Source organism: Flavobacterium saliperosum (genome assembly GCF_900100625.1).
In the GTDB taxonomy this organism is placed as follows: Bacteria; Bacteroidota; Bacteroidia; order Flavobacteriales; family Flavobacteriaceae; genus Flavobacterium; species Flavobacterium saliperosum.
The window spans coordinates 355,670-379,046 of sequence record NZ_FMTY01000002.1; the positions used below are offsets into that span (position 1 = coordinate 355,670).

The window sequence follows — 23,377 nt, forward strand, 5'->3', positions numbered from 1 at the left end:
AAATTTGCAACATATTATGAAAGAAATTGTTAATATTTATCTTAAATTTGAGTATACAATTGAAAACAAAAATGAGGCTACTTCTAACCACCACTCTTTTATTTTGTACCACTTTTTTAATGGCGCAAGAGAAATACAGAATTCAATACGATTATAAAACCGATAACTTTGAATATTTCAAATTAGACAAATCGTATGAGGTTATTGACACTTTAAATAATCCAAGATTTAAAAGAAACAGTTTAATTGAAATCAAGTTGCTCAATGTAAACCCTTTTGCAATAAACATTAAAACTGATATTCAAGAGGAAGAAATTCATGCTACAGGTTCAGGCGGCTATAATTTTTCTAATCTCTTAGGAGGAATTTCCTCTATGACTGATGGCAACTTAAAACTTAATGTTACCAAATTACCCGATAACATTGACGATCAATATGTTAACAAAGAGATTTTTGGCGAAACCACTTCAAGAAGCACTGCAATTGAAAATAAATTTTCACAACTTAATGCCTTGTCTTCTAATGTTGATGCGCTCAAAAGAACGCTATTAGCCAATTTAACCAATCCCAATTTAGACAAGGCAACCATTCTTAATAACATTAGAAAAGTAGCGGCTATTCAGACAGATATCCGAATTGCAGATCCAAATGAGAACTTTCATGTTTACATATCAAGTTTAAAAAAAATAGTTAATGAGGATTCCAATAGTATTGTTTTTAATGTTAATGAATTAAAAAACGAATTAGCCATAAAGTCCGATAATGAAAAAAGCACCCTTTCTTTAGGCGAATTAAGAGGACAAAATACAACCTATTCCTATTTAGAAAGCTTATTAGTTAAATTAGAAGAATCATCGAATTGGACGACAGAAAATCTGAATAAGATTGAAGCGCTTTATACATCACTGGAAGCGTCTTCCTTTGAACAAACCTATGATTATGAAATAACGGCAGATAAAGTAAATTTAGAATTAAAGTTTGTACAAAGTGAATTTGCTAATGAATTAGACGACGATGTAAGCACCACCACTATAAAAACCCGTCACGTTAAATTATTCTCAAAAGGAGGATTTAAAATAAACACCAGTATTGCATTGACACTAAATAATTTTAAATCAAAATCATATGATTATTTTATTGACGAAAATGGTATAATCGGTTCAGAAAAAAATGATTATTTTACTCCGAATCTAAGCACCTTAATTAATTTTTATCCCGTAATCTCTGAAAACTTTAATTTAGGGGGAAGCTTTGGTGTTTCTATTCCTATTGCTGAAGGAATTAGCGGCATTAATTATTTATTTGGCCCTTCCTTAATTTTAGGCAACAAAAGTCGCTTAGCGCTTTCAGGAGGCCTGGCATTTGGTCCAGTAAGAAAACTCACAAACGGGTTACAAGTTGGCGATAGCACAACATTGAATGATGTAAATAGCTTCACAAAAAATGTCTATGATTTTGGATTCTACTTTGGAGTTTCATTTAATGTTTTCAATCTTAAATAATCCGGTTGTTCAAAAATAAAAAGATTGGATTATGTTAATCTAAAAGAGGGCTTATAGGTTTAGCGCTTATAACCCAGTAAGTCAGACAAAATAGTCTATGTTAACAAGGTTATATTTCTGATTGAATTACAAACTACTAAAAAATATTTACCAGAAAACCCAAAAGTTTTTTTTCGGAGCTACTGAAAATGAATTTAAATTCGGTAAAATTTTTGGCGATAGGTTTAGATTTTGTTTTGTTAGTTTAAATGAAAAAGGATCGTCATATGTTTTTTAACAATTAATGAATTAGAAGAGAATTAAAATAGACGAATTCAATATCAAATAAATTTATAGATTTAAATTTAAACTAGTTTTTTTTACTTTTTCTATATCGGAGATATAGTTTCTGTCCACATTGGAAACATTGGATAAATGCTCTGTTGAAAAACCCTTTTGTTCTCTTAGTTGCTTAACTTTTATCCCAAATCTTTCTTTTATATTCATGTGTTTAAAATTAGGCGGATGCATACAATTGACCCGCCTACAATTGACCTCAAAAAAATTTTTCTGTTTGTAAGAATCTATTGTGATGTTTATGAATAATGAGTTTTAAATTAATCGTTTGGTATAGATGAGCTATAGACTATGGTATTAGGTCTTGAATCCTTTTGAAATTTATTTCTAATTAGGAGTACTTTCAAACATTTGGAGTGATTTAGATTGCACTATAAAAACAAAAAAACCGATTAGTTTCCTAATCGGTTTTTCTTTGCGGAGAAAGAGGGATTCGAACCCCCGGACCTGTTACAGTCAACAGTTTTCAAGACTGCCGCAATCGACCACTCTGCCATTTCTCCAGTAAATATCGCATTACTTCCGTATTGCGAGTGCAAATATAGACGGTTTTTTTATTTCTGCAAACCTTTTTCGGATAAAAAGAAGAAATAAAATCCAATCTTTTTTTAACTCTTTCATTTCGTTTATTTTACAAAATAAAAAAAATGAAAGATTTCATTAGAATCCTACGTATTCCGTGATTTCAAGTCCGTATCCAATCATTCCTACACGTTTTGTCTGCTCGGAATTGGATAACAATCTGATTTTTGAAATGTCCAAATCGTGTAAAATCTGTGCGCCGATTCCGAAATCTTTGATGTCGATTTTAATTTGTGGTGCTTTGTGAATGCCTTTTTCCTGTAATTCTTTTAATTCCGACAAACGATTCAATAAATCAGAAGATTGTGTTTGGTGGTTTATGAATAAAATGGCGCCTTTGCCTTCTTCATTGATGCGTTTAAACATATCGTCTAACTTTTTGTCGGCATCATTGTTTGTAAGCGTACCTAAAATGTCGTTATTGATGTGTGTCGAATTGATTCTCGTTAAAATTGGTTCTCCGGCACTCCAGCTACCTTTGGTTAATGCGATGTGCACCTGTTTGTTGGTAATCTGTAAATAGGCGCGTAATCTAAATTCACCAAAACGGGTCTGAATTTCAAAATCCTCTTTTTTGTGGATCAAACTGTCGTGCTGCATGCGGTAGGCTACCAAATCTTCAATGGAAACCAGTTTCAAATCGAGTTTTTTAGCTACTTCCACCAATTGCGGTAAGCGGGCCATGGTTCCGTCATCGTTCATGATTTCACAAATCACACCGGCGGGACGAAATCCTGCCAATCGGGCAAAATCAATCGCCGCTTCCGTATGGCCGGTACGTCGTAAAACGCCGCCTTCTTTGGCAATTAGCGGGAAAATATGTCCGGGACGACCTAACTCAAAAGGTTTTGTATTCGGGTCAACTAAAGCTTCCACGGTTTTGGCTCTGTCTGCGGCGGAAATACCAGTAGTTACGCCATTACCTCTTAAATCCACAGAAACGGTAAATGCGGTTTGCATCGGGTCGGTGTTGTTTCCAACCATCGCGTGCAAATCCAGTTCTTTACAGCGTTTTTCGGTTAAAGGCGTACAAATAAGTCCCTTTCCGTAAGTTGCCATAAAATTGATCATCTCCGGGGTTACCTTATCGGCTGCAGCCAAAAAATCACCTTCATTTTCACGGTCTTCATCATCTACCACTATAATCACTTTTCCCTGACGGATGTCTTCTATAGCTTCCTCAATGGTGTTGAGTTTTATGTCTTCTGTAGTTAGCATTTTAGTTGTCGTTATCGTTGATTTCAGCTTCGTTGTTATTGTTGAATATTTTATTTACCAGTTTTTGGAATGGTTCCGTTATCCAATCGAAATTCACCATCACGCCGATATCGTTCGTGGCCCGGTAAGTCAATGAAACCGCAAGAGGGGTCAATATAAATGACGATAACCAAGTCCCTAAAAAAGGAGGCATTCCGTTTTCCTGTGCTACTTTTTTACCGAAGGTATTGATGAAATGGAAGGTGATGAAAATTAAAACGGCAAATACAATTGGCAGTCCTAATCCGCCTTTTCGAATGATGGCTCCCAGTGGAGCTCCAATGAAAAACATCAGTAAGCAGGAAAAAGCCACTACAAATTTCTCATGTAATGCAATCCAGTGTTTGTTGATGTTTTTCTGTTTTTCAAACAAATCGTTTTTATTGGTTTGAATGGAGAAATCGGTGCTGGAAATATTGTTTAACGCACTTTCATAAACCCTGTTTTTTTCTTCAATTGTAAGTGAAGCCAAGATGTCTTCGGCACTTTTGAATTTTCCGGGATTGTTTACGGGTTTCGGTTTTAAGCCAAATTCAATCCCCTGTGAAATATTTTCAGTGAACGACACGACATCTTTGTTGAAACTTGTCTGAAGCGAATCAATAGTAAAATTCAATTCGTTTACATTAAGCATTGTATTGGTGTTTACAATTTCGCCGGCTTGCTCGCTTTTATTTAAATTGGTAAGATCAATATTGATTCGGTATTTTTTAAAATTGGCTTTAGCAAAAGGCATTTTGTGCTGCTCCTCGTATTTTTTCGGGTAAATGTCTTCGTAGTAATACCCGTCAATTAAATCGAGTTTCAGGATATTAGAGCCTTCTTCGCTTTTAAGTTCGCCACTTTTGGCTTTAATTACGGTTTTGTTTCCGAATCCCTGATTGGATTTAACGTGCATGGTAACACCTTCCAATAACTCACCGTTTTCCCCGGATTTTTTATCCACTTTGATGTTGGAATTTCCAATGGTATTGAACTGCCCTTCGGCAATGGCCATAGCGGGTTTGGTTTGGAGAATGTCTTTACGGAGATTGATGAATTTATATTCGGCTTTCGGAATTACATTATTGGCAAAGAAGAAAGCGGCAAAGCTCAATAGGAATATAAAAACGGTTAGGGCTTTCATGGCTCTTCCCAGCGAAATTCCGGCCGATTTCATGGCGGCAAATTCGTAATTCTCAGCGAAGCTTCCAAATGTCATGATGGACGCCAATAAAATGGAAAGCGGTAAAACCAGTGGAACAATCTTAGGGGAGTAGAATACCAAAAATTTGATAATCACCATAAAATCCAGATTCTTACCGGCAAGTTCTGATATGAACAACCAGATACCCTGTAAAACGAATATAAAAAAAAGGATTACAAATACCGAAGTAAATGTAATCAGAAAGGATTTAAGAATATAGCGATCTAAAATTTTCACCCGAAATCTAGTCTAAATTGTTGATGTAGTAATTGGGGTATTTACTCTGGGTAAAGGTAAAATGATTTTTCGAAATAGGCTGATTTGTTTTAAAAGAATTAACAGTGATCGTGGTTTTCGACCCGTTTTTGCCGGTTTCAATCAAATTATAGATGTTTTTGGTCTGAGCATCAATGCCTAACAAAATTTCTTTTCGGTTATCTTTTGCATTTAACGGGGTCAGTTTTACATACTGAATTTGTCGGCCTTTGATATTTTGCGGAATATCCCAAGCGTACTTAAAGCCGGAATTGAAAAAAGTAAGCATTTTAGCCGGTGTCAGGGCATCGGAATCATTGTCGTCATGTTTTGAAACCGTAATTTCTTCGTCTTCAGGAACAATGGTATAATTCTTCTTTCCGTCGAAAATCTTAGTCACACCCATAAAGTTCAAAACGTACTGATTTCCTTTGATGGTAACATTTCCTTTACTGTCCTGATTGATGTTCTGTCTTAAATTCTGAAGCGAGTAACTGAAGTTAATCACAACATTATCATAGCTTTTCACCTTAGCGGAAACCTGATCCAATAATTCTTTTGCTTTTTGTGAATTTTGAGCCGATGCGGTAAATCCGAAAAATAAAATCGAAAATATATAAACTAAGTGTCTCATTTTACATGTTGTTTTGTTCGTTTGCGAAAAAATGTTCCAGAGCGACCAAATCAGGAATGTTCACGCTTCGTGCTTTACTGCCTTCAAACGGACCAACAATTCCCGCAGCTTCCAACTGATCGATTAATCGACCGGCGCGGTTGTAGCCCAGTTTCAGTTTGCGTTGCAGTAACGAAGCAGAACCCTGTTGTGCTGTAACAATAATTTCAGCAGCATCTCTGAACATGGAATCTCTTTCGGAGATATCTATATCAAGACTTATGCCACTTTCTTCGCCAACGTACTCCGGAAGCAAATAAGCATTCGGATAGGCTTTTTGAGAACCAATATATTCGGTTATTTTTTCTACCTCAGGGGTATCTACAAAGGCACATTGTACACGAACAATGTCATTACCTTGTGTATATAATAAATCTCCACGTCCGATTAACTGATCGGCGCCTCCGGTATCCAAAATGGTTCTGGAATCGATTTTTGAAGTCACTCGGAAAGCGATTCGCGCAGGGAAATTCGCCTTAATCATACCGGTAATTACGTTTACCGAAGGACGTTGCGTGGCGATAATCAGGTGAATTCCGATGGCACGGGCCAACTGCGCCAAACGGGCGATAGGAGTTTCCACTTCTTTACCTGCAGTCATAATCAAATCGGCAAACTCATCGACAACCAATACGATGTACGGTAAAAATCGGTGACCGTTTTCCGGATTTAATTTTCTTTGTTTGAATTTCTCGTTGTATTCCTTAATGTTACGCACCATCGCATCTTTCAATAACGAGTAACGGTTGTCCATTTCGATACAAAGCGAGTTTAAGGTGTGGATTACTTTGGTGTTGTCGGTAATAATGGCATCCCCGTCATCCGGTAATTTGGCCAGATAATGTCTTTCGATTTTATTGAAAAGCGTCAATTCCACTTTTTTCGGATCCACCAAAACGAATTTCACTTCGGCCGGATGTTTTTTATAAAGAAGGGAAGTCAGCACGGCATTCAATCCCACCGATTTTCCTTGTCCGGTAGCTCCGGCCATCAATAGGTGTGGCATTTTGGCTAAATCGACTACGAAAGTTTCATTGGAAATCGTTTTTCCTAATGCAATCGGTAATTCCATTTCGGCCGACTGGAATTTCGGAGAAGCAATTACGCTTTTCATGGAAACCATAGTCGGATTGTTGTTCGGCACTTCAATACCGATGGTTCCTTTCCCCGGAATAGGGGCGATGATACGGATTCCCAATGCCGCTAAGGACAAGGCAATATCATCTTCTAGGTTTTTGATTTTTGAAATACGGATTCCGGCTTCAGGAACAATTTCGTATAAGGTAACCGTTGGACCAACAGTCGCTTTGATTTGTGAAATTCCGATGTTGTAGTTTTTCAACGTGTCTACAATTCGGTTTTTGTTTTCTTCCAGTTCGGCCTGATTAATGGTAATTCCGCCTGACGAATATTCTTTTAAAAGTTCAATCGACGGAAACTGATAATTGGACAATTCTAAGGTTGGGTCGAATTCCCCGAAATCCTGAACTAATCGTGCCGCTAAATTTTCTTCAACCGTAGCTTCTTCTTCAATTTTTTCAATGGTGAAACTGTCGTCGCTGGTTTGAATAATTTCTGATTTCGGAGCTTCGGAAACAATCGGCGTTACCGGCTCAATAATATGAGGAACGGCCACCGGAGGAACCGGTTTCAGACTGATTTCCGACGGATTGCTGATGGTTGGTTTTAACGCTTCCTTGTTGATTTCAAAAGAGGAAGGAGCGGTTTTTAATTCTATGTTTGAAAGGATTTCGTCGTCTTCCGCATCATTGAAATCCAGACTCGGATTTGAGTTTACGATTTCTTCATCTACAATAATATCATTGATTAGTGCTTCAGGTGTAACTGTAATATTTTCAGCAACTTGATTACCTTCATTTAATTCTTCATTGAAAGACTTGCTTCTGCTTTCAAAGAAGTTTTTAATACCTTCGGTAGACACCTTAATTTTCAAAATAAGATAAACGATGATTCCGAAAAGCAATACCAGAAAGGTTCCTATTTTACCAATATAATCCTGAGCAAAAAGGTTCATTTCATAACCAATCACGCCACCCAACTGCGGAACATAATCCCAGAAAAAACCCAAAAGGATCGAAATGATTACCATGGCAAACATATCCCAGAAAAGGGAGCCTTTCAGTTTTGCCAAAGTAATGTCCACCAATAGATAAGCTCCGGCTAAAAAGAAAAGACGAACGAACAGAAACGAAGCTGCTCCGAATCCTTTATACAAAAAGAAATCAGACAAATAGGCCCCGAATTTACCCAGCCAGTTATAGGTTTTCTCACTTCTGTCGGCAAAGGACGTAAGCGCACTTTGGTCGTAATCACCGTAGATATAGTAAGAAACAAAGGAGAGCAGTAGTGCCACAGAAAATAAAACAAGCAAAGCCCCAAGAAGGACTTTGTTTCTGCGATTTAACTTCCAACCTTTTTTTGGAGTGTCGTCGTTAGTTTTTGTTTCAGTAGTTTCTTTTTTTGATGTCTTCGCCATTTAGAATACTAAAATTTGGTAAAAATTGATAATCGGTTCTAAATTAGATTATTCTTGGTAAATATATAATTAATCCGATTGCGATGGCAGACAAAGCGGCAAAAAAAACGGCTCCCGCGGCAATGTCTTTAATAAAACCAATACGTTCATGATAATCGGGATGAATGAAATCGGCAATTTTTTCAACAGCCGTATTTAATCCTTCGATACTTAATACCAAGCCGAAAGCCAGTATTTGAAACATCCATTCCGTTGGGGAAATAGTATAATAAAATCCGGCAATTATCATTAAAACGGCAATCGCTGACTGCACCATAACACTATGTTCGGTGGTAATCAGTTTTACGGCTCCTTTAACGGCAAAACCTACACTTTTAAGTCGTCCCGTAAAAAAGGTAGTGTCTTTATTTACTTCCATTAAAGTGCAGCTAAAGCTTTTTCGTAATTTGGTTCGTCTACGATATCATCAACTTGTTCCGTATGTTTCACCACACCGTTTTCGTCCAATACGATTACCACACGGGAATGTAATCCGGCAAGCGGTCCGTCAGTAATGGTTAGTCCGTAAGTGTTTCCGAAAGATCCGTCTTTAAAATCCGAAAGGTTAACAACATTGTCCAAACCTTCGGCGCCACAAAAACGCGTTTGTGCAAATGGTAAATCACGGGAAATACAAAGTACTTTCGTGTTTGTTAAATTACTTGCTGTTTCATTGAATTTGCGAACCGAAGTGGCACACGTACTCGTATCAATACTCGGAAAAATATTTAAAACCAGTTTACTTCCTTTGAAATCGGTTAAAGAAACTGTGGATAAATCGGTTTTTACCAATGTGAAATCCGATGCCTGTGAGCCTACTTGCGGTAAAGTTCCAGTAGTATTTACCGGGTTTCCTTTTAATTTTATCTGTGCCATTTTTGTCGTTTTTTTGAGAGCTTCAAAAGTAAGGAATTTATTTGAATTTAATTTTTTGACAAATTCCTTTTTTGTTTAATTTGTTTATCGTAATATTGCAATATAAAAATAAATAAAATGGGAGCATCTAAATCGGAATTCTTTTCGGAACAACAAAACGAATTGGCTTCGTTATTCAAAGCCATTTCGCATCCGGCAAGAGTGGCTATAATCGAATATCTCTTAAAGGTAGATTCGTGCATTTGCGGTGATATCGTAAACGAATTGCCCTTAGCACAACCAACCGTTTCCCAACATTTAAAAGAATTGAAGAACGTTGGAATCATAAAAGGAAACATTGAGGGTACGGCAATCTGTTATTGCTTAAACCCGGAAACCATGAAAAAACTGGAAAACTATTTTTCAGGTATATCAAACGAATTGAAATCAAAATGTTGTTAATTTAAAATATCAGTATTATGAAATCGCTATTAACCAGAAGTTTGCGTAAGCAAACACCAATAAAAGGAAAGCGATACCATATGACCGTTAAAAAACAATAAATATTTTACATATGAAACTATCTGAAATTAAAGAAGTATTGAAAACAGTGGAAACTGTGAATTTTCAATTGCCAAACGGCACCTTTGTACCGGAACATTTTCACGTTACCGAAGTAGGCATGATTACCAAAAACTTCATCGACTGCGGCGGAACGGTTCGAAATGAGAAAGTCGTTAACTTCCAGTTGTGGGATGCCAACGATTTTGAACACCGATTAAAGCCTAAGAAACTGAATGATATCATTGCTCTATCTGAAAAAGTATTGGGCATTGAAGATCTTGAAGTTGAAGTGGAATTTCAGGCGGAAACCATAGGAAAGTATGATTTGGCTTTTAACGGGAAAGATTTTCTTTTGGTTGCCAAACAAACGGCTTGTTTAGCGCAGGACCAATGCGGGATTCCGAAAGAGAAAATGAAAGTTTCCTTAAAAGATTTACAGGAACAATCATCATGTTGCACACCAAATTCAGGCTGTTGCTAAAAAGATGATTTTATGAACAGATTGTTTACCGATTTAGAAAATCAGATTCAGGGGTTGTCAGAAAACACAATTTCTTCCGAAAGGAAAACAAAGCTTCAACCGCTGATTGATTATATTCAATCCAAAATTGACGCAAATCAGGCCGTTAAGCTGAATTTCATCTGTACGCACAATTCCAGAAGGAGTCATTTGTCGCAAATTTGGGCACAAACGATGGCTTTTCATTTCGGAATTGGGAATGTGCAGTGTTTTTCGGGCGGAACGGAAGCTACTGCCATGTTTCCGAAAGTAGCCGAAACATTGTTGAAGCAAGGTTTTTCAGTTACTACATTGAGCACCGAAGCCAATCCGGTTTACAGTATTAAATTTGCCGATAATGAACATCCTGTAATAGGGTTTTCAAAGGTTTTTGATGCCGAATTCAATCCGAAATCGGGTTTTGCCGCGATTATGACCTGTTCACAGGCGGATGAAGGCTGTCCGTTTATTGCCGGAGCCGAAAAGCGTTACCCGATTCGTTACGACGACCCGAAAGTATATGACAACACCGATTTACAAACCGAAAAATATTCAGAACGCAGCATGGAAATCGCTACCGAAATGAAATTTGTTTTTTCACAAATAAAAAATAATAAGCATGGCTAACAGGAAACGACTAAAATTTCTAGATCAGTATTTAACGTTGTGGATTTTTCTGGCCATGGCAATAGGCGTAGGGATTGGGTATTTCATTCCCGATTCTTCCGGTTTTATCAATTCGTTTTCATCGGGAACGACGAATGTTCCTTTGGCTATCGGACTGATTTTAATGATGTATCCGCCTCTTACCAAAGTCGATTTTTCGAAAATCCCACAAATGTTTGAAAAACCGAAATTGCTCATAGCCTCTTTTATTATTACCTGGATTGTTGGTCCGTTTTTAATGTTTTTGTTGTCGATTTTCTTTTTAAGGGATTATCCGGAATACATGACAGGTCTTATGATCATTGGTTTGGCACCGTGTATCGCGATGGTAATCGTTTGGAATGAATTGGCCGAAGGAAACCGTGAATTAACCGCCGGTTTGGTGGGAATCAACAGTTTGTTGCAGGTTTTATTTTTCAGTTTGTACGCTTATTTTTATCTCGAAATCATGCTTCCGTTGTTTGGAATTCACGGATTGTCCATCGATATTACCATTGAGGAAATTGCCAAAACGGTTGGGATTTACCTTGGAATTCCTTTTGTATTAGCAGTTATCAGTAGGTTCATGATTCGAAAATATATTGGCGAGAAATGGTTTAATCAAACTTTTCTTCCGTTTATATCGCCCATTACTTTAATTGCACTTTTGTTTACGATTGTGGTGATGTTCAGTTTAAAAGGCGAAATGATTGTGGACATTCCGATGGATGTACTTCGTATTGCTGTTCCGTTGGTAATCTTTTTCGGAATCATGTTCTTCCTAATGTTTTTCGTAAGTAAGAAAATTGGAGCGACTTACCGTGATGCGGCGGCACTTTCTTTTACAGCTTCCGGTAATAATTTTGAATTGGCAATTGCGGTTGCGATTGGTGTTTTCGGAATCAATAGCGGTCAGGCTTTTGCAGGAGTGATTGGTCCGCTGGTGGAAGTTCCCGCTTTAATATTGTTGGTGCGTGTCGCTTTCTGGCTCAAAAAGAAATACTATAAATAATAAAAAAGCTCTCAATTATTGAGAGCTTTTTTATTCAGAGTATTAAGAATTTATTCTTTAATTACTTTAATGGTTTGTTGTTGTCCTTCGTTTTCTAAAACAATCAGGTAAACTCCTTTAGAATATCCCGACATGTCAATGGTATTTGAAGTTAACGAACTGTCAAACGATTTCATATCCAATTGTTGTCCTAAAACGGAGTAAACGGACGCTTTGGATATACTCACATTATCCAAATGCAACACCTCTTTTACGGGATTCGGATAGAATGTCATTGCGCTTAAACTGTTTTCCGGAGTTGCCAGTGTGCTTGTAATTATAAAATTATATGGTGTTTGATAATTGGTATTGGTTGGTGATGTACTGGTTACTTTTAGAAAGTAGGAACCTGGGGTTAAAGATCTTGTGAAATTCAGACTGGCACCCGAGTTGTTTTGTGCAGCACCAACAGCGGTTCCGGTACTGTCTAAAATAGTGGCATTCATGGCACTCGTTACGATGGAAGTGATGCCTACGTTTGCCGTAACATTGTCTGTAACGGTAAATTTATAATAATCGTTATCTGCTCCGGTTGGTGCTTGTATTGTTGTATACCCCAAGTACGTTTTATTAGGTGCAATCTCATAAGCCAACTCTTTAAAATTAGGCTCATCCAAACCTTGCATGATCTGATAATAGTAACCCGGCAGCTCCGTATGGTTTTCGATGATATCGTATCCGGAATTGAAGTAAAATATTTTGGTAGGATAGGTTAATCCGGTCAAATAAGTGTCCATTTTAGAGGAAGGTTCTTCAACAACTCCATCGGTAGTTATGTTTCCGCCAAAAGCATTGGTAATTCTTCCGATAACGGTTGAAAAATCTATAAAATGATCGATTGGTTTTTGGTTCAAGCCCTGAATGGATTCGCCAACCACACCATTACAGTTGATGTCAACATTATAAAAATCAGGAGAATAGGAGTTATCATTCATGTTGGAACTGTTTTGGATTTCCGTTCCGCCAAATAAAAATCGGCCTGCTTCACCACTATAATAGTAGCTTGTTTTTAAATCCCTGATGGCTTCAGAAGATACGTCAGTACCAATTAATCCAGCCAATATGTTGTCGCTGGCATTGCTGCCTCCGTGCGGTGTTCCTATGGTTAGTAATTTAGCAACATGGTGTCTGTTGTCCGATTGCCAGTTATAAGTGTTCTGAATGTATTCTCTGGATGCCAATCCACCCATACTGTGACCAACTAAAATGACTTTGTCTTTTCCGGTTAATTGCAACACACGTTCCACCGCTTTTTTAACGGCAGCACCTTGTTTTGCAATCGCCGATTGGTTGCTTAAAACATCGGTATTAAAGGAACCGTCAACTTTTACATTGAAATTTACGTAGTAATAGTCACCATTCACAACTGCAGATTCAAATGCGGCAATATCAGCCCCGGCAGTAGGATAGAAGTTCTTATTAGTGGTGGTATTATTCCCATCTGCATTTAAACAGAAATCAAACCTTCCGCCATAGGTATAACTGTATTGTGAATCCAGATAATTGGTGGTAACGTTCCAGGTTTCCGAACTGGAGTTTAACCCGTGTATGAAGATGATAGGGTAAGCTAATTTACTTTCAAAAACCCGATTTGTTATATTGTCTGTTATTGGTGTTTTCAGCGTAAAAATACTGTCACCAATTTGACCAATCAATTCGAATTCTTTCGGACGTGGTTTATATTCTGATTTCGTATCCTGAGCGGTTACCGAATTGAAGAATAATAAGGATAAAATAAAAGCATTAATAGTAATTTTATACATAAGCATATATTTAATTTGGTATGCTAATATATAAATATTTTGTTAAAATAATATGAATGCATACTATTTTTCCTGTAATAAATTATAAATGATAAAAAAACGCGTTCTATATAACAAAAGAGCGCGTTTTTTTATTGAGGACAAAAAGGGGTTACTTGTCTATAGAACCTAAAACGCGCTGCATGAATGCGTTAAGTGCTTCTTTTTTATCGGTTCCTTCTTTTACCATCTTATTTACTTCAAGCGCACCATACATGTTGGAAATCAATTCGCCAATCACATCCAGTTCTTCATCTTTTAGTGAAGGCACTTCGGTTAAAGCTTCCAAAACTTCTATGGTTTCTATAATATAATCCTGATCGTTTTCTTCAATAAACTGTGTCAGGTGTTTGATTACGGGTAACTTCATAATTATGCAATTTCGTTAACCAATTCCGTCAAAACCTCTGCCTTATTGGTTTGGGTTTCGTTTACCAGTTTTCCGTTTACGAAAGTCGCAAAGGTTGGCAAATTGGAAACATTAGCCAGTTTTCTTGATTCCGGAGAATTTTCTGCATCCACCAAAACAAACGTCAGGTTTTCTTTTTCAGTAGCCAGTTTTTTAAACTTCGGTTTCATAATGCGACAGTTTCCGCACCATGAGGCTGAAAATTGTACTACAACTTTTTCGTTTGAATCAACTATATTTTGAAGGGTGTCTTCGTTTAATTCTATTAACATAGCTTATATAATTTAGTGATTAAAAAGAAATTCCAAACTCCAGGCTCCTTTTGTAAACGGAATCCTGTTGTTTGGAATTTATATCTGTTTACAAATTAGTTCTTGCTCAAGTAAGCAGCAGTGCTTAATCGGTCAGCAGTCATTGCTTCTTTTCCGTTTTCCCAGTTAGCAGGACAAACTTCACCTTTAGTCTGAACGTGTGTATAAGCGTCGATTAAACGTAAATATTCACCAACATTTCTTCCTAATGGCATATCGTTAACACTTTCGTGGAAAATTTTTCCGGTTTCGTCAATCAAATACGTTGCTCTGTAAGTAACGTTTGAACCTGCGATCAAATAATCTCCAGTTTCTTCGTTGAATTCTTCTTCCGCATCTAAAATTCCTAAAGCAGCAGATAGATTTCTTGTAGTATCCGCTAATAGAGGGTAAGTTACACCTTCGATACCACCATTATCTTTTGCAGTATTTAACCATGCAAAGTGAACTTCGTTAGTATCACAAGAAGCACCGATTACGATAGTGTTTTTTGCATTGAATTCCGGTAAAGCCGCTTGAAACGCGTGTAATTCTGTAGGACAAACGAAAGTAAAGTCTTTCGGATACCAGAATAATAATACTTTTTTATTGTTTTTTACAGCTTCTTCAAGAACGTTGATTCTTAAGTTATCACCCATTTCTGAAATCGCATCTACGGTAATGTTTGGGAATTTTTTTCCTACTAATGACATAATTTATCTGTTTTTAAAGATTATTGTTTTTTTGAACACCGCAAAAATAAGGATAAGTAAATTGCTACGCGATTAAGTTTTATTATAATTTCTTATTTTACGATAGTAAATACTTATAGTTATACTGATTGTACATTTTTTAAAACCAAAATGCTATTTATACAATTGGTTTTATATATTTGTTTTTGCTAAAAAAAATACGGAATAATCAGCAGTTTCGAGGATTATTCGCCAACAAACTAACCCTATACACCTAAAAATAGTTATGTCTTTTACCGATTTATTCAGAAGAAAATCAACTACAACCATATTAAAACAAGGAGGAGACGGAGAACATTCCGGTTTGAGCAAAGTATTAACGGTTCGGGATTTGACTTTTTTCGGAATTGCAGCCATCATTGGTGGAGGCACATTCTCTGCTATTGGTAATGCCTGTTTTTCCGGTGGTCCCGGAGTAACGCTTTTGTATATCATTTGTGCCGTAGCCTGTGGATTTACGGCAATGTGTTATGCCGAATTCGCTTCCCGCGTACCGGTTTCAGGTAGTGCTTATACCTATGCTTATGTTTCTTTCGGGGAATTGTTTGCCTGGATAATCGGATGGGCGTTAATTATGGAATATTCCATCGGAAACATCTATATCGCATTTTCCTGGAGTGGTTATTTTACCAATCTTTTGGAAAGTTTTCATCTTCATTTACCGGAATGGTTAACGATAAATTACCAGTCGGCACATTCTGCTTTCCTTGAAAATAAAGCGGGGGAAGGTTTCAATGCCTGGCAAAACGCACCCATGATCGGCAGTTTAAGAGTCATTTTCGATTTACCCGCCGTTGTAATTAATTTATTGATCACTTATTTAGTATATAAAGGAACAAAAGAGTCTAAAAACTTCAGTAACATTATGGTAATCATCAAATTGGTGATTATTGCATTGGTAATTGTGGTGGGTGCTTTTTATGTGGATATTGATAACTGGACACCTTTTATGCCGAATGGTTTCGGAGGTGTAATGGCCGGTGTATCAGCCGTATTCTTCGCTTATATTGGTTTTGATGCGGTTTCCACTTTAGCAGAAGAAAGTAAAAATCCACAACGCGATTTGCCGAAAGGAATGATTTATTCGTTGGTAATCTGTACCGTGATTTACATCATTTTAGCTTTGGTTTTAACCGGAATGGTGAAATACGATTTGTTAGGCGTAAGTGATCCGTTGGCTGAAATTTTCGCTTTAAAAGGCGTGAAATGGATGTTGTTCATCGTTTCTATTGCTGCTGTAGTGGCTATGACCAGCGTAATGTTAGTGTTCCAGATGGGACAACCGCGTATCTGGATGACCATGAGCCGTGACGGTTTGATGCCGAAGAAATTCGCAGAAATCCATCCGAAGCACAAAACACCGGGCTTTGCAACCATAGTAACTGGCTGCGTGGTAGGTTTGCCGATTTTCTTTACGGATGAAAACTTCGTATTGGACTTCACCAGTATCGGAACGTTATTTGCTTTCGTATTGGTTTGCGGCGGCGTATTAATGTTATCTCCACAAAGTGAAGCGGAATTGGCAGAGCGCGCAACAAAAGGTAAATTCAGAATTCCGTATATCAATTCCAAATTCATTTTCCCTGCCATTGTAGTAGGTACCGTTTTTATTGTAAACTACGCTTTTCCAACCTTCTTTGCCGATACTTTCGATTTCTCCGGAGATAAATTCGCTACCAATATTTCCATGGTAGTGTTCTTCATATTGTGTATCGTAATGGCAGTAGTGGCCTTCCTTAAAAACCTTTCGTTAATTCCGTTGTTAGGATTGATTTCCTGCTGTTACCTGTTAACCGGAATGGCCGTATCCAATTGGAAATGGTTTGGCGTTTGGTTATTAATTGGTTTGGTGTTCTATTTCGCTTACGGATACAAAAACAGTAAACTGAATTTCAATAAACTGAAATCGACTATAGAAGATTAAATACAGAATCCCGAGTGAAAGCCCGGGATTTTTTGTTTGTTGTTATTTGATTAGCCATACGTCTGCATCGCCTTGCCGAACTCCTGTATTGATCTGCCGAACGTCTGCATTGCCTTGCCGAACGTCTGCATCGCCTTGCCGAACTCCTGCATTGCCTTACTGAACGTCTGCATTGTCCTGCCGAACGTCTGCATCGCCTTGCCGAACGTCTGCATTGACCTGCCGAACTCCTGCATTGACCTGCTGAACTCCTGCATTGACCTGCCGAACTCCTGCATCGCCTTGCCTAACGTCTGCATTGAACTGCCTAACGTCTGCATTAGCCCCATTACTCAAAGTGTTCTGACGTTGCAATTCAAAACACAAAAGCTCAGTTAAATTATTTTAAATGTAATTATTAGTACTGCGTGGGCATTAAACAAGAAATCCGCCCTGTTTTCACAAGACGGATTTTCTAATTCTCTAAAATCTAAGAAGTCTAAAAATCTAAGAAGTCTAACAATCTAAGAAGTCTAACAATCTAAGAAGTCTAAAAATCTAAGAAGTCTAACAATCTAAGAAGTCTAACAATCTAAGAAGTCTAACAATTTAAGAAGTCTATTTCTTCAAATGCACATTAAAATAATCGGCCACTTTCGCATACAAATGAATTCGGTCTTTACCACCCACATTGTGTTCGTGGTTAGGATATAAGAAATAATCCACCTGTTTTCCGGCTTTAATGCACGCTTCGATAAAGTTCATGCTGTGTTGTTGCACTACCACCGGATCCTGAGCGCCGTGAATTACCAACAATCTTCCTTTTAAATCTTTTGCTTTGTCCAATAAAGATGTTTTTGCATAACCTTCCGGATTTTCCTGTGGCATGTCCATATAACGTTCTCCGTACATGATTTCATAATATTTCCAGTCAATTACCGGACCTCCGGCAACACCTACTTTAAACACATCGCTGTGGTTGGTCATTAACGACGTGGTCATGAATCCACCAAAACTCCATCCGAAAACACCAATTTTATCGGTATCCACAAATGCTTTCGATTTTAAGAATTCGACACCTTTCATCTGATCGGCCATTTCATTAACCCCTAAATTTCTGTGCGTTACATCGCAGAATCGCTTTCCACGAGAATCACTTCCACGATTGTCCAATGTAAATACCACGTAGCCCTGTTGTGCCATGTAATAGTCGAAGTAGCCTCCGCCGCCCATCCAACGGTTATTCACCAATTGTGCGTGCGAACCTCCGTAAACATAGACCATTACAGGATATTTTTTAGCAGCATCGAAATTACCAGGGTAAATGATTCTTCCGTTTAAAGGCGTTTTGCCATCAGCAGAAGTTATCGTAACCAATTCCATTTTAGGCATATCGATTTTTCCGGTGAACGGATTGTCGGCTTTAACTAAAGTGGTCGTTTTCTTCGATTTTATGTTGATAACCGAAATCTCGTTTGGTGTAGTCACATTGCTGTACTGATCCAAAATCATGGTGCCGTCTGAAGAAACGGAAGCGGTATGCATTCCGGATGCCGTTGTTAGCTGAACAGTTTTTCCGGATTTGATATCTACCTGAAACAATTGCTTGTCTAAACCGTTGTTCGCTGTTCCTAAGTAATTGATTTTAGTATTTTTAGCGTCAAAACCTAATAGTTCTTTTACCACCACATCTTTATAACCAAGGTTTTTCAATAGTTTTCCGTCGGTGTTATACAAATACATTTGGTTGAAACCGTAGAAATCCGTCTGGTAAATAAACTGATTCGGATTGTTTGGTACGAATGTCAGTGCGTGTTGCGGTTCTACCCAAGTCGACGCTTTTTCTTCGAACAAGGTTTTTACGAAAGTACCGGTTTTCGCATCATATTTGTTGAATTTCAAATGATTCTGTTCACGGTTTAAGATACCGATGAAGATGTGTTTTCCGGTTGGCTCCCAAGAAACCATCGTTAAATACTGTTCTTTCGGTTCTCCGGTTTGAATCGTAACTTTTTTTCCTGAAGCGATATCATAAATTACCAGCGTAACTTCTTCACTTTTCATACCCGCCATCGGATATTTGATGTCTTTGTTTACCGCTTCACGCTCGTTCCAGTTGATGATAGGGTAGTTGCCCACCATGGTTTCATCTTTTCTGTAGTAGGCCAATTGTGTTCCGGTTTCGTTCCACCACATGCCACGATCGATGCCGAATTCCTGACGGTGTACATAATCCGAACCGTTTACAATCGCCGGATTTTCATCATTGGTTACATCAATCACTTTTCCGGAAGCATCCGTAATTTTGATATTATTGTCTTTCAACCAGGCAACATTATTGTTTGAAGCAAATTTAGCCTGAGCACCTTCGGTCGCATAGGAAACCGAACTTAGGATTTGTTTTGCAACCACATCGTAGATTACTTTATAATTGTTCTTTTTACCGGCAACTTCCGTTTCAAAAGTGTTTGCGGTTTTCCAGTTGATGGCAAAAGGGAAAGTTCTAACCGTGAATTCCTCATTTGAGAATTTTGCTTTTAAGGCGCTTTCAAATTCCGCTTTTGTAGCCAGAGTGGTTTCTTTCCAAGCAGTTGCAGCACTTTTCTCTAATAAGCTTGAAAAATCGGCACTCAAGTAGGTAATGGATTTGGTTTCTTTGCGCCATTGTTGCGCCATTTGGGTTGTGGGAGCATATTTTCTGCCGCCGGTTACCGTTTCTTCAATTGTGAAGTTCTTTTGTGCAAAAGCCATTGAACCGGCAAGAAGAAAGAATAAAGTAAATTTTTTCATTTCGTGATTTAAAATTTTAAAGGGCTAATTTATACAAAGTTGAATTCCTAATGTGTTAAGAAACTCAAAATTTATTTGATACATCAATTAGTTACAGACTTGTTTCGTTTGTTACAAAAAATCCGTTGGTAAAACTTAAAAATATGATGAATAGTATCGAATCAAAATTTAATTCTTTATGAACTTTTCAATTTGCATTCCAAAGTCGTATTCAATTTGAATAATATAATAGCCTGATTTTAGATAAGAAATGGGAAAAACTCGGTTGCCCGTTTTTTCATTGAAAACAATTTGGCCTAAACTATTGTAAAATATCACTGAATTGATTTTTTGGTTATTTTTGGTTTCAATATATAAAACTGAATCAGCTGGATTTGGGTAAACTTTAAAATCCGTGAATGTTGCAGATTCTTCATAAGACAATAAGCAATTTGAATTAATGACAATGTTGTTATAGCCACATAAAGTTGCCTGAAAGTTGATTTGCTGAATTTCTGTTGGGGTGTCATCAACACAAATAAAATTCAAATTTTGATTGTTGCAAAAATTGCAACCACTTTCACGTTTGTTGTTTTTTAAATTTATGTATGTCAATTCATTGTGATGACAATTAAGTTGTTCTAAAGAAGAACATGTGGATAAATCTAAAGTAGTCAGATAATTGTTTTCACAGTATAAATTTGTAAGGTTCGAGCAATTATAAAGATTAATATTAGAAAGGATATTGTCAAAACAATATAAGGTAATTAAGTTTAAGGAGTTTGAAAGATCTAACGAAGACAATGAATTATTATTAATATGAAAATATCTTAATTCTGGACAATTAATAATGTTCAAATTTGAAATTGAATTATTGTTACTTACTAAATTTATCAGGTTGGTAAGATTGGAAACAGACAAGTTTATTATAGAATTATAAGAGCAATCAATATAGCTGAGATTGTTTAAATTATTTACGTTCAATGAACTTAATGAATTGTTATTGCACACAACCGAATACAAACTCTGCATATTTTGCAAATCGATATCAGTCAATAAGTTGTGTGAACAGTTTAGAACGATTAAATTCGGAAATAGGGTTAGATTTATTGAACTTATTAAATTATTATTAATATTTAAATTTGTAATATTGACAAATATGTTAGTGGGGTTAATTGCTGTCAATTGATTATTAGAAAGATTCAAATGGGTTAATTGTGCAAGGTCAGATAAGTTAACAGTTGATAAATTATTGTAGCTGCAATCTAATTTAGTTAAGTTAACAAAAGCTTCAATACCTGTCAAATTTGAAATATTTTCATTATCAACGGAAAGGGAAGTAACCATGAGGGCTTCACTCATTTGAATTTCACCATCATTGTTAATATCTACATCATTTTCATAAGAACTATCATTGTTATTATCAACGCAATAAGTGTATATTAATGCATTTTTAAAATTAATATCAGGTATATTGATTATTTGTGCATTCATGCTTAAACTCAATAAACCTACAATAATCAATGTGTGAATTTTTCTCATAAAATGCTTTTCTTGCAAATATAGTTTTAGATAAATTAAAAGTCACAAAAAAATCCGCCAATGAGTTCTCAAAAGCGGATTCTTAACTAAAAAACTAAAAAACTTAATTTAAAATCGAAAGTTCCTTCATACAATTTTTCATCATAGTGTAGGTTCTCTCAATATCGTTATCCAAACCGATGGAGAAACGGATCAATCCATCAGTAAGTCCCATTTCTTTTTGTTCGTCAAGCGGAATTTCAGAAGAAGTTGACGTTCCCGGTGCACTGAATAAAGTTTTGTAAAACCCTAAACTCACAGCAAGGTAACCCAAGTTTCTTTCCTGCATCAATTCCATTAATTCGTTGGCTTTGTCCAAAGAACCAACATCAATCGTCATCATACCACCGAAACCGTATTCCGGATTAATCATGGTTTTGTAAATTTCATGACTCGGGTGAGATTTCAATCCCGGATAAACCGTTTTGATTCCGTCCGCTTCAAATTTCTCCGCCAAATATTGTGCGTTATGACTGTGTTGTTTCATACGAATATGTAACGTACGAAGGTTTTTCATCACAGAAGCCGAACGTAAACTGTCCATTGTCGGACCTAACAACATACTGGCACCGTTGTTCACGTTTTTCAGGTCGTTAATGAATTCCTGAGAAGCACAAACCACACCACCAACTGTATCACTGCTTCCGTTGATGTATTTCGTTAAACTGTGAATTACGATATCCGCGCCCAATTTTGCCGGAGCTACTGATAAAGGGGAAAAAGTATTATCAACAACCAATTTAAGGTTGTGTTTTTTTGCGATTTTTGCCAATGAAGCGATATCCGCGACTTCCAATAAAGGATTACTTACCGTTTCACAGTATAAAACCTTAGTGTTTGGGGTAATAGCAGCTTCCACAACATCCAATTTTGTGATGTCTACGAAAGTGGTTTTTACACCCATACGCGGAGCGAAGTTTTTAAGGAAAGCATAGGTTCCTCCGTAAATGGTACGACTCGAAACAATATGGTCGCCGTTTCCGCATAATTGTAATAAAGTAGGCGTGATGGCACCCATTCCTGAAGCGGCTACGTTAGCACTTTCGGTACCTTCCATTGCTGCCAAAGCCTTGTCTAAATATAAGTTACTCGGCGATGAATGACGGGAATACAGGTAGCATCCTTCGGCATTGCCTTCAAACGTATCAAACATGGTTTTTGCGGAAAGGAAGGTGTATGTAGAACTGTCTGAAATGGAAGGGTTTACGCCTCCAAATTCGCCGAAATATTGTAAATCCTGAATTCTGTCTGCCGGATTAAAATCTGTCATAATAATAATTTTAAGTAGGTTGTTAGTAGTTATATCGAAGTCAAAATAAGGTTATTCAGGAAAAATAATCAACATAATGTTTAATAATTAGATAATAAAACTATAAAAAATCATTATTAAAGATTAAATATAAATTCTTTTTGTTAAATTTGACCTGTAAACCAAAAAATAATCTTCCGATGAATTTTGATGCTATCGATAAAAAACTATTGAAATTATTGCAGACTGACAGTAAGCAGACCACGAAAGAGCTTTCCATGAAACTGAATCTTTCGGTAACGGCGGTATATGAACGGATTAAGAAACTGGAGAAAGAAGGCATCATTTCCAACTATGTCGCTTTGGTTAACCGTAATAAGATCAACAAAGGGTTTGTGGTTTTCTGTCATCTGAAATTACTGCAGCACACCAAAGAATTTATCAACCAGTTCGAGAAAGAAGTGGTGCAGCTTAATGAAGTATTGGAGTGCTTTCACGTGAGTGGGGATTACGATTACATTCTGAAAGTCTGCGTAAAAGATATGGAAGAATACCGTGAATTTATGGTTACCAAATTAACCACATTACAGCACATCGGAAGTACGCACAGTACCTTTATGATTGGCGAAGTGAAAAACACAACGATTTTCGAAATTTAATTCAGAAATAACCGAATAAACG

General features: G+C 36.9%; 21 protein-coding genes and 1 tRNA gene. 7 read left to right on the forward strand and 15 right to left on the reverse strand.

Annotated features, from left to right (window positions below):
* Nucleotides 1-71 precede the first annotated feature (71 nt).
* On the forward strand, nt 72-1,502 hold the full coding sequence (locus BLQ05_RS05030; RefSeq protein WP_143000914.1) for a hypothetical protein: 1,431 nt from the start codon (nt 72-74) through the stop codon (nt 1,500-1,502).
* Nucleotides 1,503-2,256: 754 nt separating this feature from the next.
* Here the strand turns inward: BLQ05_RS05030 and BLQ05_RS05040 are convergent.
* From BLQ05_RS05040 to tpx, 7 genes are all read right to left on the reverse strand, one after another.
* Nucleotides 2,257-2,341 (reverse strand) — tRNA-Ser (locus tag BLQ05_RS05040).
* 157 nt (nt 2,342-2,498) lie between these two features.
* The gene (gene ribB / locus BLQ05_RS05045; protein WP_023576617.1) at nt 2,499-3,638 is read right to left on the reverse strand and encodes a 3,4-dihydroxy-2-butanone-4-phosphate synthase; all 1,140 of its coding nucleotides are present in this window, start codon (nt 3,636-3,638) and stop codon (nt 2,499-2,501) included.
* A 1-nt stretch (nt 3,639) separates the two neighbouring features.
* Complete coding sequence (locus BLQ05_RS05050; RefSeq protein ID WP_023576618.1) at nt 3,640-5,100, reverse strand: LptF/LptG family permease; 1,461 nt, start codon at nt 5,098-5,100, stop codon at nt 3,640-3,642.
* A gap of 7 nt (nt 5,101-5,107) precedes the next feature.
* On the reverse strand, nt 5,108-5,752 hold the full coding sequence (gene lolA1 / locus BLQ05_RS05055; RefSeq protein ID WP_023576619.1) for an outer membrane lipoprotein periplasmic chaperone LolA1: 645 nt from the start codon (nt 5,750-5,752) through the stop codon (nt 5,108-5,110).
* 1 nt (nt 5,753) lies between these two features.
* Nucleotides 5,754-8,288 carry a DNA translocase FtsK gene (locus BLQ05_RS05060; RefSeq protein ID WP_023576620.1) on the reverse strand — a complete coding sequence of 845 codons (2,535 nt, stop codon included), beginning with the start codon at nt 8,286-8,288 and terminating at the stop codon, nt 5,754-5,756.
* A gap of 43 nt (nt 8,289-8,331) precedes the next feature.
* On the reverse strand, nt 8,332-8,706 hold the full coding sequence (locus tag BLQ05_RS05065) for a diacylglycerol kinase (RefSeq protein WP_035654574.1): 375 nt from the start codon (nt 8,704-8,706) through the stop codon (nt 8,332-8,334).
* A complete protein-coding gene (gene tpx, locus BLQ05_RS05070) occupies nt 8,706-9,203 on the reverse strand; it encodes a thiol peroxidase (protein ID WP_023576622.1) in 498 nt (165 codons plus the stop codon). The genes BLQ05_RS05065 and tpx overlap by 1 nt, the downstream gene beginning before the upstream one ends.
* A gap of 117 nt (nt 9,204-9,320) precedes the next feature.
* On the opposite strand from tpx, the gene BLQ05_RS05075 reads away from it, so the two are divergent.
* From BLQ05_RS05075 to arsB, 4 genes are all read left to right on the forward strand, one after another.
* Nucleotides 9,321-9,644 carry an ArsR/SmtB family transcription factor gene (locus BLQ05_RS05075; protein WP_023576623.1) on the forward strand — a complete coding sequence of 108 codons (324 nt, stop codon included), beginning with the start codon at nt 9,321-9,323 and terminating at the stop codon, nt 9,642-9,644.
* A gap of 112 nt (nt 9,645-9,756) precedes the next feature.
* A complete protein-coding gene (locus BLQ05_RS05080) occupies nt 9,757-10,227 on the forward strand; it encodes a DUF6428 family protein (protein WP_023576624.1) in 471 nt (156 codons plus the stop codon).
* A 12-nt stretch (nt 10,228-10,239) separates the two neighbouring features.
* The gene (locus BLQ05_RS05085) at nt 10,240-10,872 is read left to right on the forward strand and encodes an arsenate-mycothiol transferase ArsC (protein WP_023576625.1); all 633 of its coding nucleotides are present in this window, start codon (nt 10,240-10,242) and stop codon (nt 10,870-10,872) included.
* Complete coding sequence (arsB, locus tag BLQ05_RS05090; protein ID WP_035654575.1) at nt 10,865-11,902, forward strand: ACR3 family arsenite efflux transporter; 1,038 nt, start codon at nt 10,865-10,867, stop codon at nt 11,900-11,902. Before BLQ05_RS05085 ends, arsB begins: the two co-directional genes overlap by 8 nt.
* Before the next feature lie 50 nt (nt 11,903-11,952).
* Here the strand turns inward: arsB and BLQ05_RS05095 are convergent, their stop codons facing one another.
* The 4 genes from BLQ05_RS05095 to BLQ05_RS05110 all read right to left on the reverse strand — a co-directional run bounded on the left by BLQ05_RS05095 (nt 11,953) and on the right by BLQ05_RS05110 (nt 15,155).
* Complete coding sequence (locus tag BLQ05_RS05095) at nt 11,953-13,704, reverse strand: T9SS type A sorting domain-containing protein (protein WP_035654576.1); 1,752 nt, start codon at nt 13,702-13,704, stop codon at nt 11,953-11,955.
* A 151-nt stretch (nt 13,705-13,855) separates the two neighbouring features.
* Nucleotides 13,856-14,113 (reverse strand): DUF6952 family protein, encoded by a 258-nt coding sequence (locus BLQ05_RS05100; protein WP_023576628.1) that lies wholly within the window; start codon nt 14,111-14,113, stop codon nt 13,856-13,858.
* 2 nt (nt 14,114-14,115) lie between these two features.
* Nucleotides 14,116-14,424 (reverse strand): thioredoxin family protein, encoded by a 309-nt coding sequence (locus BLQ05_RS05105; RefSeq protein WP_023576629.1) that lies wholly within the window; start codon nt 14,422-14,424, stop codon nt 14,116-14,118.
* Nucleotides 14,425-14,519: 95 nt separating this feature from the next.
* Nucleotides 14,520-15,155, reverse strand: coding sequence for a peroxiredoxin (locus BLQ05_RS05110; protein WP_023576630.1), 636 nt, complete (start codon nt 15,153-15,155; stop codon nt 14,520-14,522).
* 265 nt (nt 15,156-15,420) lie between these two features.
* Here BLQ05_RS05110 and BLQ05_RS05115 point away from each other — a divergent pair, with 265 nt between their 5' ends.
* The gene (locus BLQ05_RS05115) at nt 15,421-17,118 is read left to right on the forward strand and encodes an amino acid permease (RefSeq protein WP_023576631.1); all 1,698 of its coding nucleotides are present in this window, start codon (nt 15,421-15,423) and stop codon (nt 17,116-17,118) included.
* Nucleotides 17,119-17,168: 50 nt separating this feature from the next.
* On the opposite strand, the gene BLQ05_RS05120 is transcribed toward BLQ05_RS05115, so the two are convergent.
* The 4 genes from BLQ05_RS05120 to BLQ05_RS05135 form a co-directional block, all read right to left on the reverse strand.
* Entirely contained in the window at nt 17,169-17,438 is a 270-nt protein-coding gene (locus tag BLQ05_RS05120) for a DUF6944 family repetitive protein (RefSeq protein ID WP_143000915.1), read from the reverse strand.
* A 277-nt stretch (nt 17,439-17,715) separates the two neighbouring features.
* Entirely contained in the window at nt 17,716-19,887 is a 2,172-nt protein-coding gene (locus BLQ05_RS05125; RefSeq protein ID WP_023576632.1) for a S9 family peptidase, read from the reverse strand.
* Between the two features lie 168 nt (nt 19,888-20,055).
* Nucleotides 20,056-21,408: a T9SS type A sorting domain-containing protein gene (locus BLQ05_RS05130; RefSeq protein WP_023576633.1), complete on the reverse strand. Its 1,353-nt coding sequence runs from the start codon at nt 21,406-21,408 to the stop codon at nt 20,056-20,058.
* 103 nt (nt 21,409-21,511) lie between these two features.
* Nucleotides 21,512-22,717, reverse strand: coding sequence for an aminotransferase class I/II-fold pyridoxal phosphate-dependent enzyme (locus BLQ05_RS05135; protein WP_023576634.1), 1,206 nt, complete (start codon nt 22,715-22,717; stop codon nt 21,512-21,514).
* 179 nt (nt 22,718-22,896) lie between these two features.
* On the opposite strand from BLQ05_RS05135, the gene BLQ05_RS05140 reads away from it, so the two are divergent.
* Nucleotides 22,897-23,355, forward strand: coding sequence for an Lrp/AsnC family transcriptional regulator (locus BLQ05_RS05140; protein ID WP_023576635.1), 459 nt, complete (start codon nt 22,897-22,899; stop codon nt 23,353-23,355).
* Nucleotides 23,356-23,377: the final 22 nt, after the last annotated feature.

Coding starts and splice junctions, on each gene's coding strand:
- arsB (WP_035654575.1), top strand. CDS start 10,865: ATGGCTAACAGGAAACGACTAAAATTTCTAGATCAGTATTTAACGTTG.
- tpx (WP_023576622.1), bottom strand. CDS start 9,203: ATGGCACAGATAAAATTAAAAGGAAACCCGGTAAATACTACTGGAACT.
- lolA1 (WP_023576619.1), bottom strand. CDS start 5,752: ATGAGACACTTAGTTTATATATTTTCGATTTTATTTTTCGGATTTACC.
- BLQ05_RS05140 (WP_023576635.1), top strand. CDS start 22,897: ATGAATTTTGATGCTATCGATAAAAAACTATTGAAATTATTGCAGACT.
- BLQ05_RS05105 (WP_023576629.1), bottom strand. CDS start 14,424: ATGTTAATAGAATTAAACGAAGACACCCTTCAAAATATAGTTGATTCA.
- BLQ05_RS05100 (WP_023576628.1), bottom strand. CDS start 14,113: ATGAAGTTACCCGTAATCAAACACCTGACACAGTTTATTGAAGAAAAC.
- BLQ05_RS05110 (WP_023576630.1), bottom strand. CDS start 15,155: ATGTCATTAGTAGGAAAAAAATTCCCAAACATTACCGTAGATGCGATT.
- BLQ05_RS05115 (WP_023576631.1), top strand. CDS start 15,421: ATGTCTTTTACCGATTTATTCAGAAGAAAATCAACTACAACCATATTA.
- BLQ05_RS05075 (WP_023576623.1), top strand. CDS start 9,321: ATGGGAGCATCTAAATCGGAATTCTTTTCGGAACAACAAAACGAATTG.
- BLQ05_RS05120 (WP_143000915.1), bottom strand. CDS start 17,438: ATGCAGACGTTAGGCAGTTCAATGCAGACGTTAGGCAAGGCGATGCAG.
- BLQ05_RS05095 (WP_035654576.1), bottom strand. CDS start 13,704: ATGTATAAAATTACTATTAATGCTTTTATTTTATCCTTATTATTCTTC.
- BLQ05_RS05130 (WP_023576633.1), bottom strand. CDS start 21,408: ATGAGAAAAATTCACACATTGATTATTGTAGGTTTATTGAGTTTAAGC.
- BLQ05_RS05125 (WP_023576632.1), bottom strand. CDS start 19,887: ATGAAAAAATTTACTTTATTCTTTCTTCTTGCCGGTTCAATGGCTTTT.
- ribB (WP_023576617.1), bottom strand. CDS start 3,638: ATGCTAACTACAGAAGACATAAAACTCAACACCATTGAGGAAGCTATA.
- BLQ05_RS05060 (WP_023576620.1), bottom strand. CDS start 8,288: ATGGCGAAGACATCAAAAAAAGAAACTACTGAAACAAAAACTAACGAC.
- BLQ05_RS05085 (WP_023576625.1), top strand. CDS start 10,240: ATGAACAGATTGTTTACCGATTTAGAAAATCAGATTCAGGGGTTGTCA.
- BLQ05_RS05080 (WP_023576624.1), top strand. CDS start 9,757: ATGAAACTATCTGAAATTAAAGAAGTATTGAAAACAGTGGAAACTGTG.
- BLQ05_RS05030 (WP_143000914.1), top strand. CDS start 72: ATGAGGCTACTTCTAACCACCACTCTTTTATTTTGTACCACTTTTTTA.
- BLQ05_RS05135 (WP_023576634.1), bottom strand. CDS start 22,717: ATGACAGATTTTAATCCGGCAGACAGAATTCAGGATTTACAATATTTC.
- BLQ05_RS05065 (WP_035654574.1), bottom strand. CDS start 8,706: ATGGAAGTAAATAAAGACACTACCTTTTTTACGGGACGACTTAAAAGT.